Raw genomic sequence first — 15,630 nt, forward strand, 5'->3', positions numbered from 1 at the left:
ATGACAATCCGGGTGTTGGCGACCCCCGCTCGGGCTACGCCCTCACGGCGCTCGCCAACACCCGGATCAAGTGGCCTGGTTTTACTCCGCCTAATGGACGACTTTTACTCCGCCGTTGACACTATATCGTCGAACAGGGTGGCATCGCTCCAAATGGGCAGTTGCCGGTCAATCCCAGCGGAGGATTCTTGTCTTTTGGTGAGGCCACCACAGCGCAGGCAATTCTGCAAATCTGCGAATGTGTCTGGCAGCTACGCGGTGAGGCAGGTGGGCGTCAGGTTCCGAACGCACGAGTCGCAATGTCGACTGTGCTTGGACTAGGCGCCAATGCAGGCGCGATAATCCTGACCCGCTAATCTCAGACTCAGCTTTTCCTGTACTCGGCAAAGCGGCGGAGATGATGCCGACGTTGCCCTAGCATCAATTCTATCATTCGAAGCCGTTTGAAATAGTGACTCACCGCATATTCATGGGTCATCCCGATCCCGCCATGCATCTGGACTGCCTCATATCCGATATGGCGCGCGGCCGCAGCGGTCACGGCCATCGCACCGCTAACGGTTCGCATCCGATCAGCTTCGCCACTTGATCGAAGCGCCCGCTGCGCTCGGAGGACGACCGCGCGGACTTCAGCCTGCTGGATCAGACATTCCATCATGCGATGCTGCAGGACCTGATTATTGCCGATAGGGCGGCCGAACTGCTCACGTTGCCTCAGATAGGAACGTGTTATTTCGTTCAATCGGCGGATGGCACCCCATGCCTCGCTACAAAGCGCAACAATACTTTCGTCAATCGCGCGCACCAAAGCCGTCCGCGCAATCGATCCCTCTGAGATCGGCAGCCCATGAGCCGTGTCGAAGATCATGGTCGATGCCCATCGGCCATCGAGCGTGCGATAATCTTCCCGAGAAATGCCCGGTGCATCCGTTCTGGTTAGAAGGATGACAAGATCTCCTGCCCCATCGCTAGCAGTGACCAGAATATGCGACGCGATATTCCCATGGAGGACATTGACCTTCGTTCCAACGAGGCGTCCCGCATCATAGCTACATTCACGATCATCCCAAGGCGAGCTGTCAAACCCTTCTTCATGCGCTAGTGTCAGGATCGTCTCTCCCGAACCGATCTGCGCCGGGGTTATCCCGCCCCCCCCTTTCCAGCCGATCAGCCGAAGAAGCCGAGCGCAAAGAATGGCGCTCGTAAAAATTGGCTCAGCGAGCAAGCCTGCTCCCACACCGGCCATGATCGCGCCAACCAACTCAGGCGCACCGTCAAAACCTCCATCAATTTCGTCAAGCGAAACTGAAAGCCACCCCATCTCGCTGTATGAGCGCCAACTCTGGGGGCGATACCCTGCGTCGGCATTATCACTGCCGGCTGGAAGGCTGCTTTCGACTGTTTCGCGGTCGCGGACATAGTCGTCGACCATGGTGCGAAACATGTGCAGCGTCTCGTCATCAACCTGAACGCTCATCATGTTGCCATCAATGCCTTAGCTAGGATGTTATATTGGATCTCATTGGTGCCACCGAAGATCGTGGTGGCGCGGGTATAGAGATGCTCTCGGATGATCCCATCGGCTCCCTCGATACCTGAGGCCGCTGCACGACCCGCGCCAAGCGTTCGCTCAGCTTCGAAGATCATGCCCGCCGAGCCCAGGCAATCGAACAGCGATTCTGCGATGTCCTGTTCAAGCCTGGCGCCTCTGATCTTCAACATGCTGGCGCTGGCAGTAGCTTCGGCCCCGTTCGCTGAGCTTATGTCATCGAACAGGGCGTTGAGTGTAAAAAGGCGGAGTTCCAGTTCCGCGATGCGGGTCTGGAGAACAGCCCGGTCAGAGGACGGCATCGTGCATGACCGCGCGGTAAGCGCGTGCAGATGACGGAGTTGTCGCCTGTACTTACCAGGTTCGGCGACAAGCATCCGCTCATTGTTGAGCAGGAACTTGGCGATCTCCCAGCCCTGACCTTCCCTGCCGACCAGATTGGCAACGGGCACCCGAACCTCATCGAGGAAAACTTCGTTGAGATGGTGCATCATATCCATCGAGACGATGGGGCGGATTTCGATGCCAGGACTTCTCAGATCGATAAGGAGAAATGAGATGGATGCCTGCGGCTTCTCATTTTGACCCGTTTTTACGAGGCAATAGAGCCAGTCTCCCCATTGGGCATAGCTGGTCCAGATTTTCTGCCCCGTAACGACATAATGGTCTCCGTCTCGGACGGCACGGGTTTTCAGGCTGGCAAGGTCCGATCCGGCCCCAGGCTCGGAATAACCCTGAGACCACCATATCTGAGCTTGCGCGATAGGAGGCAAGAAGCGCTGCTTTTGCGCATCGGTGCCGAAGGTGTAGAGCACGGGACCGACATGGCCCACCGCCATAGGCACCAGCCATGGGGCATAACCAACGGCGGTCTCCCGCTCGAAGATCATGCGCTCGCGAGCCGACCAGCCGCGACCACCATAGGCGATGGGCCAGTGCCCGATAAGCAGTTCGTGTCTCGCCAGGAGGCGATAATAGGAGAGGTACTCGTCGCGCTCGAGCCATCCATTTGCGGCCACTTTCTCGCGCAATTCCGAGGGAACGATTGTCTCGCAAAACTTTCGGACCTCGTCGACCAGCCGCCTCTCATCGTCGGCACTGCTCTGCAAATTGCTGGCCATATCTCTCCATTCCGGCTCATTTCCGCTCTTAGGCTACCCCGCCGCTCGTAGCTCGGCAACGACAAATGACCAATTGGTATCTAGCGGAATTTTTGCCCTTAATAGGTTTGACACTATAGTTACCACCCGGTAATTTAAGATGCAAATATAGATGGCTTGGGAGAGCAGCATCATGACGAAACTCGCTGGGAAGACGTGCATCGTAACAGGAGGCGCAAGCGGCATCGGCCTCGCGATCGCCCATAAGCTGGCAGGAGAAGGCGCAAAAGTCGTCATCGCTGACCTCAACGGAGCTAAGGCACAAGACGCAGTGGGCGCGATCAGTTCGCCCATCGCAGCCTCTGCCGTCAAACTCGATGTCCGGGACCCGGCGGCGTTTCTGCAGGCGGTCCAGGCTATCGCCGACGAACATGGCGCCGTCGATGTCCTCTTCAACAACGCTGGCGTCGGCGGCCAGGCCGGCCTGGACGACATCGATCGCGAGCGCTTCGAAGCCATGATGTCGATAAACGTCTTCAGCGTTGTTGCAGGCACGCAAGCGGCTGCAGCCGTCATGCGGAAACAGGGATATGGCAAGATCATCAACACCTGCTCCATCTCGGGCCGTCGTGTCTTCCCGGGACATACGCTTTATGGGGCAACGAAATTTGCTGTGCGCGCGCTGACGCTTGGTTTCTCGCAGGAGCTTGCAAAGGACGGAATTCGTGTAAACGCGATCTGCCCCGGCATGGTGCATACCGCTTTGTGGGATGGCTTCAATGAAGGTGGCCTTACCGGCGGTGCCCTGGTCGATGCGTACGCCCAAGGCGTGGCGCTCGGCCGGGCTGCCCAACCCGAGGATATTGCCGGCGCGGCGTTGTTCTTTGCGTCCCCTGACTCCGATTACATCACTGGCCAATTCATTACCGTAGATGGCGGCCTCGTATTTGACTGAGAGGCTGATCCGAAATTTGGTCGACACCGGATTTGCGACACCGGCCCGGCCACCCAACGGCAGTATTCTATGGATCGCCGGGTGGGGCGGGCCGGTATCGCTCTGAAATTCCCTCTTTCGGGAATTGCGGATCAGACTCTGAGTCGTTGCTACACGTTCAGGCTGTCGCGAAGGATATTTTTCCGTACCTTACCGGAAGCGGTCATCGGCAAACTCTCGACGATTTCCAGACGTTCTGGAAACTTCTGCCGCGCTATCCCGCTTTCTTCCAAGAAGGCGATTAGCGAAGGCAGGTCGATTGATTTGCCGGTCGATACCACGAACGCGCATGCCATCTCACCCAATCGGGCGTGTGGCATTGCCACAATAGCAACGTCGGCGATGTCGGGATGAGCGTGCAATAGATCTTCGATCTCCTTGGGGCTGAATTTCTCACCCCCACGATTTATCAGATCCTTTGCTCGACCGGTAATCGTCAGAAAGCCATCATCATCAACCCAGCCCAGGTCTCCGGTGCGCACGTAACCATCAGCCGTGAAGGCGTCGTGGTTGTCTTCCTCGCGCGAATAGCCAACCATCATCTGCGGACCGAATAGCGTGATCTCTCCCTCCTCCCCATTGGCTAGCGGCGCTCCACTTTCCGGATCCACTATGCGGACTGCATAATTGGTGATCTGCCCGTCGGTTATCGCGCCCTTGTTCTGATCCCCGTCAAGCGGAGGACCAAGCGCGGCATCGGGTGCCTCTGTCGCGCCATAGACACGGAAAACCGCCGCCCGCTCGAACGCTGCGGCACCTCTTCGGATCAGATCGGGCGGGACCGCCGCACCGCCACACATGTAAAATCGAAGCGATGGCAAGCGTGTGCCTGCGGCGCTGGATGCCGCGATCAGTTCGGTGAGAAACGGCGTCGTGCCTACGCTGAAAGTCGCAGCCTCTTCGTCGATCAGTCGCACGGCTTCGTCAGCGACCCATCGATCTGTCAGGATTGCCTTGATGCCCGCCACGAAAGAAAGCTCAAGCGCAAAAAGATAGCCGGTGATATGCGTGACGGGAGAAGGCATGAAGACAGCGTCACCCGCGTGAAGTCCGCAGCGCTCCTGAAAGGTCTTAACCGTCGTATTGATGCTGTTATGCGTATGGAGTACGCCCTTCGCCTTGCCCGTCGTGCCCGAGGTGTACATGACCAGCTTGATCGCATCAGGGTCGACCGGGAAAAACTGGTCAGAGGGGTAATCGGGAGCGGATCGAACAAAGTCCTCCCATCTGCTACATGAGGATTCGTCCGAACGCATCATCAGAATGAGACGTAAATCGGGGCAATCCGCGGCAAAGCGGGCCGCCATTTCCTCATAATTCACATTTCGGAACTGCTGAGGCGCTATATAGACCTTGCTCCGCGCATCGCGCAGGATGAAGCGGAGTTCCGCGTCGCGGTATATTGGGACAATCGGATTGGCGATTAGCCCGGCATAGACGATAGCCAGATTGAGCGGGACGGCCTCCCACCAGTTGGGCAACTGGAAACTGACTACGTCTCCTCGCTTGAGGCCAGCAGCCATGAAAGCCGCAGCAATGCGTCTCGCCTCATGATCGAGCGCGGCATAGGTCAGCCGTACATTACCTTCCACCACGGCAGTGACATCGGGTGCTTCTGCGACCCGCCGCCTGGCCCAATCCATCAGGGTTTCATTGCTCCACCGACCTTCAGCAGCAAAATCCGCGGCCACCCGAACGGGCCAGCCGCTCGCATCCTTAAACATCTCGATCATGCGCATCTCTCGCAAGATGGCGGGGCGACGGATGAATTCCCGTCGCCCCGACGCCTGTCAGTACTTCTCTTCGATAAGATATTTCCGCAGGAAGCGCGCATGGGCCTCTCCTGCAATTTGCAGGTGCGATTTGTTCTCGTAGAGACTGAGATGATCCACCTGTGGCAGTACGACCAACTCCTTGCGCGTCGTCTGCAAGCTGTTGAAGAAGGCGATCTCGAAATCCCACTGCGTGTACCGATCCATCGCCGCCACGACCATCATCGTTGGCGTGTTCAGGATCTTCTCTGCAAAATGTCGGATATTATATTCGAGAAGCATCTCGGTCGAATGCATCGTGCTTTCGTGACGGTGATTAGGCGCCTCCGTCTTCTGGATCTGCTCAAAGACGACGCGGGCGTGTCCGTAGGGCCAGGTGGCAAGGCCGTCCTTGGGATCGTCCGAGAAGGCGATCATACGGCTCTCTTCCCCCTTGTACCGACGCTCACGATCAGCTTGCAATTCCTCCAACAGCTTCTGGAAGCCGTGCGGACTATGGCCGCGCAGCATCGTTTCCCAACCTTCGATCACGGCCACCGTGGAGACGATGGCCTTCACACGGGGATCCATCGCTCCGACGGCCATGACGTGGCCGCCAGAATAAGAGATACCCCACACTCCAAGCCGGTTCTCGTCGCATTCGGGCTGTTCAGCAACGAACGACAGCGCATTGCGATAGTCGTCCCACTGCTCGTAGGGATTGATATGTTGGCGCGGCAAACCCTCGCTCGCCCCCATGTAGCGATAGTCGAAGATCATGCAGGCAATGCCGGCATCCAGGATTGGTTTGGCATAATGCGGCATCACGATCTCTTTGACGTAACACCAGCCTCCCGCCATCACGATGGTCGGGAACGGCCCCTCCCCTTGCGGCGTAAGCAACATACCAGCCAGCTTGTGCCCGCCACTGATGAATTCGACGTCGCGTTTCATGACTTCTCTCCAGGGTTGAATCTCAGGCGTGCCGTGTCGGTCAGCGCCCATTATGCTGACCAATTTATTTGTTACCAACTGGTAATTGTCAAGCGTCTTGGACCACCTGCCGCAGCAATCCCCGCAAATCCCTCACCGGCGCGCGACCCCGTACATGCACTCATAATTTTGCAAACCATATGGTCAGTTAAGAATCTGCGCGATATTATCGCGCCAAGCCATCGCACGTTTTTTGGGTGGCGCATGCAACAGACATAGGAGAATGCCCGTGCCGGATCAGTTGAAAGACAAGGTAGCTATCGTGACCGGCGCATCTAGTGGAATCGGCTTGGCGACAGTGCGCGCTTTTCTGGCCGAGGGCGCCAAGGTTGTAGGAGCGGATATCAAGGATGAAGAAGGGCGTGCGCTGAGCAACGAGCTCGGCAGCTCATTTGCCTATCTGCATTGCAACGTGATGGAAGAAGCCGACATCGAGGCGTTGGTCAAGGCCACCGTCGACCGGTTCGGCAAATTGGACATCATGTTCAACAACGCTGGTGCCGCGGGCGATCCCGCCTCGATACTCGAACTGACAACGGAAGGCTTTGATCGTACGATGGCCCTCATTTCCCGTTCGGTGGTCCTTGGTCACAAGCATGCCGGACGGCAAATGATCGCTCAGAAATCTGGGGGTTCGATCATCTCCACTGCCAGCCTCGCAGCAATCCAGGGAGGGTGGAGTAATGTCTCTTATAATATGGGTAAGCACGCTGTGGCGGGCTTGGTGAAGCAAGCGACCGCCGAACTCGCGCCTCACGGAATCCGCTGTAACGCAATAGCTCCTGGCATTATCCCAACACCGGCCATGGCCGCAGCATTTGGCGTTCCAAAAGCCGCAACTGAAGACTTTCTCGTGTTTGTTACGGGCGAGATCGCGAACCAACAGCCGATCGGACGAACTGGCCGGTCTGAAGACATCGCCAACGCGGCCGTGTTTTTTGCCAGCGACGCATCCAGCTTCGTAACCGGCCAGACGCTAGCCGTCGATGGAGGGGCCACGACCGTATATCAAGGCGATTTCCCGGCCGTCGCTCAAGAGATCGGGAATCGCTTCATATCGAGCCTCGCACCTGCCTGAGGGCCGGAATGGGCGGCGAGCGCGTCTTGCCGCCCCAGCAACGCTGGGTTAGCTTCCCTCAAGCCCTCACTGGAGAGGCCTTAGAGGAAAATGATCTGCACGTGCTAGATATATCAAAAGCGAAATCCGACGGGGCGACAAAGACCCGCAAACGTATTCCTCGGGAACAGCGCCATCAGTTGATCATCGAGGAGGCTACGGCGTTATTCGCTGAGAAAGGACTCAGTGCCGATATGCGCGAACTGGCGCGACGGCTTGGCATAACCCATCCAGCCCTTTTTCGGCATTTCACGAACAAGGATGCGCTCATTGCTGAAGTTTATGAACGCACATTTATAGGGAATTGGGATCCCGCATGGGAGGGGATGATCACCGATCGCTCCATACCGCTGCCCGAGCGACTGACCGCTTTCTACAAAAGTTTCTCTCGCGTCGCTTTATCGTTCACCTGGGTGCGGCTCTACATGTTTGCCGCTCTGGAGGGGTTGGAAGCGCACAAGGCGATATACCAGTTCATAGGCTCCAGACTGATTCAACTGCTCTGCGTGGAGATCCGCGCAAGCTACGATCTTCCCACCGTCGACAAGCTCCCGCTTCAAGAAATGGAACTGGAACTCGTCTGGTCATTTCATTCCCGAATATTCTATCTGGGCATTCGCAAGCATATCTACGGTATGCAATTGCCGGACGATCTGGATGGCGTCATCGCCGCCGAAGCCGCGACCATGACGATGGGCCTGGGGCCATATCTTTCATTCATGCTGGAGGACCTTCGGCGAGAGTAACAACCGCCGGGGCGGCAGATTGACATTGCATATTCCGACACGCGTTGTTAGCGCCATCCATATTGACCATATGGACAAGTTCGATGGCTGGAAAAACACTGTACGATAAAATCTGGGACGCTCATCTCGTTGCCACGACCGACGACGGTGAGGCGATCCTCTACGTCGATCTCCACCTCATTAACGAGGTGACGTCCCCGCAGGCTTTTGCTGGATTGATTGAGGCAGGGCGCAAGGTTCGCCGTCCTGAGCGTTGCCTGGCCGTGGCAGATCATAACACACCAACTGAGGGCCAAGATCTCGGCGTTGAACATATCGATGACGCCGAATCGCGCACTCAGCTAGAAGCGCTCGCTGCCAATGTCGCAGAGTTTGGCATCGAGTTCATGCCAATGGGCGCTCGCCAGAACGGAATTGTCCATGTCGTCGGTCCGGAACTTGGCCGAACTTGGCCTGGCATGACGATCGTCTGCGGGGACTCCCATACGTCCACACATGGCGCATTCGGCGCCCTTGCTCACGGGATTGGCACAAGCGAGGTCGAACATGTGCTGGCCACCCAGACGCTGCGACAGGACAAATCACGCAATATGCGGGTGTGCTTCGTCGGGGAGGCTCCTGCAGGTACTGGAGGCAAGGATTTTGCCCTAGCATTGATAGGCCGCATCGGCACTGCGGGAGCCACCGGCCATGTCATCGAGTATTGCGGCCCGGCCATCGATGCCCTGAGCATGGAAGGGCGTATGACCCTGTGCAATATGACGATCGAAGCCGGGGCGCGGGCGGGCATGGTCGCGCCTGATGACGCGACCATCGCCTATCTCAAAGGCCGATCGGGAGTCCCGCAGGGCGACGCATGGAAACGTGCTCTTGATCGATGGAGCAAGCTATATTCGGATGCGGATGCACGCTTCGATCAAGAGATCGTTATTGACGTCTCCGAAATCGCCCCTCTGGTGACTTGGGGCACCAGTCCAGAAGACGTGATACCAGTCGATGGCGTCGTCCCCGATCCCGCCCAACTTACCGACAGGGATCGGCGCGCTCAGATGGAGAAGGCACTCGGTTATATGGGCCTTGAGCCTGGCACTCCGATTACATCTATACCCGTGGATCGGGTGTTCATCGGCTCCTGCACAAATGCAAGAATCGAGGATATACGGGCTGCCGCCGCGATTGTGCGCGGTCGCCATGTAGCAGCCGGCATTCGCGCAATGGTTGTTCCTGGCTCTCGCGCTGTGATGCGCGCAGCGGAGGACGAAGGCCTCGACCAAGTCCTCATCGCAGCCGGCTTTGAATGGCGCGAACCAGGTTGCTCTATGTGCCTCGGCATGAACCCGGACCGGCTGGCGCCCGGCGAACGCTGCGCCTCAACCTCGAACAGAAATTTCGAGGGGCGGCAGGGTCGAGGAGGGCGCACACATCTCATGAGTCCTGCAATGGCTGCCGCGACAGCGATCGCAGGACATATCGCAGACGTCCGGGAGTATCTGTAATGCAGCCGTTTACGACCTTGACCGGCACAGCGGTTCCATTGCCGATGGCTAACGTCGACACCGATCAGATTCTGCCCAAGCAGTTCCTTAAGACGGTGAAGCGGACCGGCCTTGAAGCAGGCCTGTTCTACGATCTTCGCTTCGATGAGGCTGGGGGCGAACTAGCTGATTTCATCCTCAATAGGCCGGCATACCGCACTGCAGCCATTCTCGTAGGTGGAGACAATTTTGGATGCGGGTCCTCGCGCGAGCATGCTCCGTGGGCGCTTTTGGATTTTGGTATCAGATGCGTAATAGCCCCCTCCTTCGCCGAAATCTTTTATCAAAACTGTATCAACAATGGCCTATTGCCAGTAGAGTTGGCCGCAGGTGAAGTAGAACGCATCTCCGAAGAAGCTCAAGCCTCACCTAACGGCTTTGTCGTCGATTTGATCAACACTCAGGTGCGATGCCCCTCAGGCACTATTTTTTGCTTTGCGATTGGCGATATCCATAAACAGCGCTTGCTCAAGGGTTTGGACCTCATTGGCGATACGCTCCAATATGCTAGCGATATCGACCAATTCGAGTCTGAGCAATCATGGTAGTGTTTGTATAGCTCGCATGACGATACTCTTGAGATGAGTCTGCGCAATCCGGGTGATTCCAGAATTGTCCACGGACCACAAGCGGCAGCTTGGCTGCTCACCCCCTGCAACGGTCTCTTCGGGCCTCATCGCTAGAGCATTTTCACGATTGCCGGAATCGTGGGGATTCTCATTGATCTGATGGTGTGTGATCCATAGGCTACCGTCAGGATGGACGCGGTGATGGGATGGTGATCGGCTCAAAGCTATTCGCAGGATCTGCGCGACCGTGTTCTCGCGATGGTGGATGGGGGGATGGCGGTTTGCTAGGCGGCGCCGGTCTTCCGGGCGAGCGTCGCTTAAATCTACAAGGCCCTGATCCGCGGCATTCTGACGGGCGATGCGGGGATCAAGACTGACCGCTGGCGTCCTGCGCGCAAGCTGTCAGGTGAGCAGAAACGGGCGCTGGCGGCGCACGTCCGCTCAGGCCCCGGCATCACGCCGGCGCGGGCGCGAGACTGGCTCGCGGCCGAGCACGGCATCGATCTGAGCGTCGGTGCGATGTGGAATGCGGTGAAGCGTCTCGGACGATCTATCCGGTCAGCCAACTGCACATCTATTCGCCGATATGATTGTGCGCTGCGCCGATCTCGTCACCGTCTGCGATGACAGCAATGTTATGAACTTTTGCCGCTGCGAACGAACGGAGTCGGTTAGTTTGATACCGGCCAGACCATCCTCGTCAATGGCGGCTACCTATGGAATAGCTTGAATGGGTCGCAGCTTAGCCCATTGCCGCCCACCGCGCGCCGAGCTCTTCCGCTCAGAGAGTCGCATGACACCTAAATAGCGGTAACCCTATCCGACTCTGCCTTCAGTCTCATCTCGGTACTCGATTGGGAGTGACCGCGCGATTTCATCGGAACCACGTTCCCCTTGAGATCAAGTATCCGTGCCACCAATGTCGCCAGTTTCCGGAGCGCTGCCGTTTTTTCAGCCAGATAGTCGTGCTGGTCATAAACGCCTTCCACGCCGGGAATCACATGCCCTAGAACCCGTTCTGAAACATGCGGTGAGACGCCTGCCCGGATCATTAGCGTTTTTCCGGTCCGGCGTAGATCATGCAGGACCCAGTGTGGAATAGGGTGGCCTGCAATTTCCTCCATTTTGGCGTCAAGCTCAGCCTTATCATCTGTAAAACCGTTGATGGGGCCGTCCAAACGCCCTTGGAAGATATAAGGCTTGGTCGCAGTTGTAGGCTGATTTCGAACGATCTGCATGGCCATGCCGGATAGACGAACATGTTCAGCATTACCCTTCTCGCGGTCCTCGGTCGGAATCGTCCACAACCCATCGGACGTGACATAGTCTCGGTGCATCAATCGTAGCTTTTCCCGCCGTTGGAGCGTCAGCAGCAACAGCTGACAGAAGGCTCCAAAAGTTTCCAATGTCTCGCAAGCCTGCCAGAATATCCGAATTTCCTCGTCAGTCAGTATCCGCTTTCGTTTGCGTTCAGACGGCTTGGTCCGCTTCATTCCTCGCACAATCGGCGACGCGAAATCGTCACCCCGGGCCGCATACCAGTTAAACATCGAACTGAGCTGTGCAAGGACGGCATCCGCTTGGGTCGCCCCATTAGCATCCTGGATCGTGTCGAGCAGTGAGGTCACATCTCGTCGCGTGATGACCGCAACTGCGCGATCACGCCACCGCTCGTTGCCTTGGAGGTCAGCGAAAATATAGTGTTCGAAGATTCGTTTGATCTCCTGAGCGGATCGGAGCGGCGCCAGCGGTCTTCCGCGTCCGTCCTTCTGCCCTTCCTTCATGACATGACGCTTGAAATATTCGGCGAACACCGTCGCAACAGTATCCAAGGCAACTGCAGGCTTCGAGTCTGCTGCCTGGATCGGGCTGCTTGGATCTATACCCTCAGCGATCGCCGCCTTCCATTCCCGGGCCTTCTGCCTCGCTTCATCCAAGGCAAGTGCGGGCACGCCCTTCTTGACGATGTAGATACGATCCTTGGCGTCCGCAGGGCTGAAGTCGCCTAGGACTCTGCGGCTCGGGGCGCCAAACGTTCCATCACCTTTGGCGTACCGCGCATAGAGCCAGAATGTAACAGAAAATTTCTTCGTTGCCATGCCAGCCTCAATTTGCGCTACAGACTGCGCTACAAACAGAAGTGATGCCACTCACCTCCATATTCAGGAGCATGACGCGATACAAACGATAGTGCAAGGAAATATAAGGGTAATTCTCGCAATATGGTGATACGAAATACCGTCAGTTACCCCGGCGAGACGCCTGACCCAATTTCTCTTAATCAGCGGGTCCTAGGTTCGAGCCCTAGTGCGTCCACCATTTTTCTTCCTTTACAATCAAGAGTTTACGTCGAGGCCGGCGACAAGCTTGAGCCGCGGACGGCTCTCACTGTGACCATTTTTGTGACCTGAGCTTTCCAGCTTTTCCGGGCAGTTAGACTTTTTCGTGTCTGTGACCGGATTAATCAGCGGGTCTGTGCCCGGTAAAATCAGCTGGTCGGCATAGGGCTGGAGGTGCTTCACCGACATGTGCGCATAACGCCGCACCATCGACTCCGATTTCCATCCCCCCAGCTCCTGAAGCACCCAGGTGGGCACGTCATTCTGCCGGAGCCAGGTCGCCCAGGTGTGCCGCAGATCGCCTTTTATGGGTCGGGCGGCATCGCTCTCATGTCGCGCGCCCGAACCCGCTACACCGCCGCCTTCCCGACATCCTGTTTGCCTGCTCCCCATTTCAGGGGAAAGCGCAGCGCTCCATATCATGTTGTGCTTGCGGCATCTTTTTGGAGGTGCCGATCATGCGCCATCTGGCCACAGCAGTTTCCAAAATGCAAATATTTGCGAATTGTTCGCAGTTTATTTGCAGCGGCAGTGATTGCCACGGCGTTCTCGAGGCACCGAGAGTTGGCTGATCGGGCCGAACAGCGCGCGCCCGATGGCAGCGATCCACGAGCTTATCGCTGGCTTGCATCGCTCGACCGCGAAGGCTGGGCCTGGGAATGGTTGCGCCGCGATCCCGGCTATCGCGGCGTCCAGCGACCCGGGTCACAAGCCTGTGCGGTGCCGCTCTTCCTTCCGGCGGGCAGCCCCGATCCGCATCGGGGGTTGCTCTTTCGCCGAGGATCCCACCCGCTCGGCCCAGAACGCCGCGATCCTCTTCGACGCGACAACCGACGCATGGGTGCTGTCCTGCGAAATCGTCGATAGCGACGCCGATCGCGTCGATCTGCTGCGAACAGGTTGCTTTTCGGCACTGCTGCAGCGGCGACCCTTCCGAGCATGTGCTGCTCTCCGACGGTATTCGCCGTGTGCGCCTCGATGTGCATGGCGGCAGTCTGCGCGAGGGTCCCGTGGCGCTACGGTTTTGCTTTACCGGATTGGCAAGGATCAGCGCACCGCTGACGACGCTCCGCCGGCTTGCCGCCTTCGAGCGATTAGGGCGTATGCCCCGCCACTTGTTCCCCGCCGAACGGCGCGCGGACCGCTGGACGCTCGCCTTGCGTGCGCACGATGCGAGGGCGCACGGCGCGAGCCAACGTGAAGTGGCCGAAGCGTTGTTCGGAGTTGCACCCGTCCGGCGCGAGTGGGACGCAGCATCAGATCATCTGCGCTCCAAGATCCGGAGGCTGCTGCGCTTGGGTACTGGCATGACTGCGGGCGGGTGGCGGACCTTGCTCGCGCCTGCTTCGATCGGAGCCGCAGCAGCAAAAGATGGAGAGGAGAAGACAGGCGCGCCTCGCGAGGGGTAAGCGGTCGGGAGCAAGACTACCGACGGCCGACCGCGGAAACCCGCACGTTTATGCTGCCGTCTATCCAACCGCCCACGCCGAAATCGTTGCATTTCGAAGCGCCAGCAAACACTCGAAGCGCCGTTCCTCGATTGCTGTATTCTACACGCAAGCTCCGAGCCGTGCCCCATGTGCATGTCAGCCATTTACTTGCCGTGGATTTCGGCTGTCCGGTTCGCAACAGACCGACACGCTGCGGCGCGCGCCGGGCAGCCTGCCGGCCATTTCACGTCGCCTTATCTCTCTAGGTCGGTTTCATAAACCGTTCTGATCCAGTTGGGCAGGCGCGGCAACGCAAAGGCCAGCCGCCCGTTCGCGAATGTCAGGCAATGGCTCGGCGGTTCGTTGAGACGCGAATTGTCGAAGACCATGCCGCGATCTGCTTTAAGGACTGCGGCGCGGATGAATGGTGCGCCACGCGCATAACGGGCACGGATCTTGTCCTCGGGGACAATATGTCCGCCTTCCTCAACGCGCGTACCGACACGCGCGACAGAAAGGTCGGGCGTATCGACGCCGACATGCATCACGATGACGGTAAAGCCTTTGGTTCGTGCTTCGTCGATCAGTTCAAGCTTGGAGGGATGCGAGAAGACCGTTTCGGTCACGAAATCGCGACCTCGAGAAAGATACTCATCCCGGCGCGAAGACGCGATCCTGGCTGCTTCGTAAGACGCGGCTGGAGAGGGATCGCGCAGTTCGTCGCGCTGGATGATGTCGGCGTTGATGAATGATCCTGCGAAGCTTGGTGCTACACGGGTCTGGTAGAGGGTCGACTTGCCGGCTCCGTTCGGCCCGGCAAGCACGATCATCGTCGGCGTCATGCCTTATGCGCGGCCTTCTCACGCACGAGATTGCCGGCTGCATCAAGGCCAACACCTTGTCCAAGCTGCCGCCGCCGGGCAAAGAAAGCGTCTTCATCGGCCCTAGGCTGCCCCATCTTCTCGACAAAGCTGTCGAGCCAGACATCCTTTTCCTCATCAGTGAGGTCGGTTGTCTCGATGTCGCCAGCGAGCGCAGCAGTGATACGGGCATGATCGAAATTGCCCGATTTCTCGATGGCGCGGCCGATGCGCAACCAATGCGCGATCTGGCCAGCAATCGAGCGGCTCTGCAACTCGGACTCGCGGCGGACGATCTTCATGATGTCGTCAGCAAGTTTGATGGACTGGGCCATAGGTCACCTCCAGCCTATGAGGTAGCATTTTGCCACCTCATTTTCAAGCAGGTCGTGCGAAGTTGAACCTAAGCGCGGCATTGCTACTTCGAGATGACGCCGGGCAACGGCGCAGAAGTCGGCGCGACCCTTCGGAAACACCACCGGCGCCCACTGAAATCGAAGCCCTATGCCGAAGCTGTGACTGATATGCTTTGCGGGTATCTCGGAGAATTTCGCCGATCGACTCGCGGGACTGGAGCCACCGACATTCCGGCCGTTCAGCCCGCCGAATGAACGTTCTAAAAGCGGCCGCTCGTTCATCCTGCTTGT

At 57.8% G+C, this 15,630-nt stretch carries 16 protein-coding genes; 8 read left to right on the forward strand and 8 right to left on the reverse strand.

Translation table 11 applies throughout. The features are described 5' to 3' along the window. The first annotated feature begins 161 nt into the window (after positions 1-161). Positions 162-356, forward strand: a complete 195-nt coding sequence (locus tag GQO94_RS21450) for a thiolase C-terminal domain-containing protein (RefSeq protein WP_408636675.1) — start codon at positions 162-164, stop codon at positions 354-356. Positions 357-364: 8 nt separating this feature from the next. On the opposite strand, the gene GQO94_RS19290 is transcribed toward GQO94_RS21450, so the two are convergent. Next, positions 365-1,480 carry an acyl-CoA dehydrogenase family protein gene (locus GQO94_RS19290; protein WP_156843027.1) on the reverse strand — a complete coding sequence of 372 codons (1,116 nt, stop codon included), beginning with the start codon at positions 1,478-1,480 and terminating at the stop codon, positions 365-367. Beyond that, positions 1,477-2,670 (reverse strand): acyl-CoA dehydrogenase family protein, encoded by a 1,194-nt coding sequence (locus tag GQO94_RS19295; RefSeq protein ID WP_156843028.1) that lies wholly within the window; start codon positions 2,668-2,670, stop codon positions 1,477-1,479. Before GQO94_RS19295 ends, GQO94_RS19290 begins: the two co-directional genes overlap by 4 nt. Positions 2,671-2,842: 172 nt before the next feature. On the opposite strand from GQO94_RS19295, the gene GQO94_RS19300 reads away from it, so the two are divergent. Continuing rightward, on the forward strand, positions 2,843-3,604 hold the full coding sequence (locus GQO94_RS19300; RefSeq protein WP_198046053.1) for an SDR family NAD(P)-dependent oxidoreductase: 762 nt from the start codon (positions 2,843-2,845) through the stop codon (positions 3,602-3,604). Positions 3,605-3,753: 149 nt separating this feature from the next. On the opposite strand, the gene GQO94_RS19305 is transcribed toward GQO94_RS19300, so the two are convergent. Together GQO94_RS19305 and GQO94_RS19310 are read right to left on the reverse strand one after the other, a co-directional pair. After that, entirely contained in the window at positions 3,754-5,376 is a 1,623-nt protein-coding gene (locus GQO94_RS19305; protein ID WP_198046054.1) for an AMP-binding protein, read from the reverse strand. Positions 5,377-5,433: 57 nt separating this feature from the next. Then, entirely contained in the window at positions 5,434-6,348 is a 915-nt protein-coding gene (locus GQO94_RS19310; protein WP_156843031.1) for an alpha/beta hydrolase, read from the reverse strand. A gap of 268 nt (positions 6,349-6,616) precedes the next feature. Here GQO94_RS19310 and GQO94_RS19315 point away from each other — a divergent pair, with 268 nt between their 5' ends. The 4 genes from GQO94_RS19315 to leuD all read left to right on the forward strand — a co-directional run bounded on the left by GQO94_RS19315 (position 6,617) and on the right by leuD (position 10,333). Further along, entirely contained in the window at positions 6,617-7,465 is an 849-nt protein-coding gene (locus tag GQO94_RS19315) for an SDR family NAD(P)-dependent oxidoreductase (protein ID WP_198046055.1), read from the forward strand. 8 nt (positions 7,466-7,473) lie between these two features. After that, positions 7,474-8,250 (forward strand): TetR/AcrR family transcriptional regulator, encoded by a 777-nt coding sequence (locus tag GQO94_RS19320; RefSeq protein ID WP_156843033.1) that lies wholly within the window; start codon positions 7,474-7,476, stop codon positions 8,248-8,250. 83 nt (positions 8,251-8,333) lie between these two features. Next, positions 8,334-9,746, forward strand: coding sequence for a 3-isopropylmalate dehydratase large subunit (gene leuC / locus GQO94_RS19325; RefSeq protein ID WP_156843034.1), 1,413 nt, complete (start codon positions 8,334-8,336; stop codon positions 9,744-9,746). Continuing rightward, on the forward strand, positions 9,746-10,333 hold the full coding sequence (leuD, locus tag GQO94_RS19330; RefSeq protein WP_156843035.1) for a 3-isopropylmalate dehydratase small subunit: 588 nt from the start codon (positions 9,746-9,748) through the stop codon (positions 10,331-10,333). The genes leuC and leuD overlap by 1 nt, the downstream gene beginning before the upstream one ends. A gap of 821 nt (positions 10,334-11,154) precedes the next feature. Here the strand turns inward: leuD and GQO94_RS19335 are convergent. Together GQO94_RS19335 and GQO94_RS21535 are read right to left on the reverse strand one after the other, a co-directional pair. Next, positions 11,155-12,453, reverse strand: coding sequence for a tyrosine-type recombinase/integrase (locus GQO94_RS19335; protein ID WP_198046056.1), 1,299 nt, complete (start codon positions 12,451-12,453; stop codon positions 11,155-11,157). A gap of 237 nt (positions 12,454-12,690) precedes the next feature. Continuing rightward, positions 12,691-13,116: a tyrosine-type recombinase/integrase gene (locus GQO94_RS21535; RefSeq protein WP_156843037.1), complete on the reverse strand. Its 426-nt coding sequence runs from the start codon at positions 13,114-13,116 to the stop codon at positions 12,691-12,693. Here GQO94_RS21535 and GQO94_RS21460 point away from each other — a divergent pair. Together GQO94_RS21460 and GQO94_RS21465 are read left to right on the forward strand one after the other, a co-directional pair. Then, entirely contained in the window at positions 13,024-13,560 is a 537-nt protein-coding gene (locus GQO94_RS21460; RefSeq protein ID WP_408636676.1) for a transcriptional regulator domain-containing protein, read from the forward strand. The two genes, GQO94_RS21535 and GQO94_RS21460, sit on opposite strands and share 93 nt — an antisense overlap. 143 nt (positions 13,561-13,703) lie before the next feature. After that, the gene (locus tag GQO94_RS21465; protein WP_408636677.1) at positions 13,704-14,102 is read left to right on the forward strand and encodes a DNA -binding domain-containing protein; all 399 of its coding nucleotides are present in this window, start codon (positions 13,704-13,706) and stop codon (positions 14,100-14,102) included. A 275-nt stretch (positions 14,103-14,377) separates the two neighbouring features. Here the strand turns inward: GQO94_RS21465 and GQO94_RS19350 are convergent, their stop codons facing one another. Continuing rightward, positions 14,378-14,965 carry a zeta toxin family protein gene (locus GQO94_RS19350; protein WP_156843039.1) on the reverse strand — a complete coding sequence of 196 codons (588 nt, stop codon included), beginning with the start codon at positions 14,963-14,965 and terminating at the stop codon, positions 14,378-14,380. Continuing rightward, on the reverse strand, positions 14,962-15,318 hold the full coding sequence (locus GQO94_RS19355) for a ParD-like family protein (protein ID WP_156843040.1): 357 nt from the start codon (positions 15,316-15,318) through the stop codon (positions 14,962-14,964). Before GQO94_RS19355 ends, GQO94_RS19350 begins: the two co-directional genes overlap by 4 nt. Positions 15,319-15,630 lie beyond the last annotated feature (312 nt).

This window comes from Novosphingobium aquimarinum (genome assembly GCF_009746585.1).
GTDB lineage: Bacteria > Pseudomonadota > Alphaproteobacteria > Sphingomonadales > Sphingomonadaceae > Novosphingobium > Novosphingobium aquimarinum.

Excerpts from the sequence above, each read along its gene's own strand:
- leuC (WP_156843034.1), top strand. The coding sequence starts at position 8,334 with ATGGCTGGAAAAACACTGTACGATAAAATCTGGGACGCTCATCTCGTT.
- GQO94_RS19295 (WP_156843028.1), bottom strand. The coding sequence starts at position 2,670 with ATGGCCAGCAATTTGCAGAGCAGTGCCGACGATGAGAGGCGGCTGGTC.
- GQO94_RS21535 (WP_156843037.1), bottom strand. The coding sequence starts at position 13,116 with ATGATATGGAGCGCTGCGCTTTCCCCTGAAATGGGGAGCAGGCAAACA.
- leuD (WP_156843035.1), top strand. The coding sequence starts at position 9,746 with ATGCAGCCGTTTACGACCTTGACCGGCACAGCGGTTCCATTGCCGATG.
- GQO94_RS19300 (WP_198046053.1), top strand. The coding sequence starts at position 2,843 with ATGACGAAACTCGCTGGGAAGACGTGCATCGTAACAGGAGGCGCAAGC.
- GQO94_RS21460 (WP_408636676.1), top strand. The coding sequence starts at position 13,024 with ATGTCGCGCGCCCGAACCCGCTACACCGCCGCCTTCCCGACATCCTGT.
- GQO94_RS19320 (WP_156843033.1), top strand. The coding sequence starts at position 7,474 with ATGGGCGGCGAGCGCGTCTTGCCGCCCCAGCAACGCTGGGTTAGCTTC.
- GQO94_RS19355 (WP_156843040.1), bottom strand. The coding sequence starts at position 15,318 with ATGGCCCAGTCCATCAAACTTGCTGACGACATCATGAAGATCGTCCGC.
- GQO94_RS19310 (WP_156843031.1), bottom strand. The coding sequence starts at position 6,348 with ATGAAACGCGACGTCGAATTCATCAGTGGCGGGCACAAGCTGGCTGGT.
- GQO94_RS19335 (WP_198046056.1), bottom strand. The coding sequence starts at position 12,453 with ATGGCAACGAAGAAATTTTCTGTTACATTCTGGCTCTATGCGCGGTAC.
- GQO94_RS19290 (WP_156843027.1), bottom strand. The coding sequence starts at position 1,480 with ATGATGAGCGTTCAGGTTGATGACGAGACGCTGCACATGTTTCGCACC.
- GQO94_RS19350 (WP_156843039.1), bottom strand. The coding sequence starts at position 14,965 with ATGACGCCGACGATGATCGTGCTTGCCGGGCCGAACGGAGCCGGCAAG.
- GQO94_RS19305 (WP_198046054.1), bottom strand. The coding sequence starts at position 5,376 with ATGATCGAGATGTTTAAGGATGCGAGCGGCTGGCCCGTTCGGGTGGCC.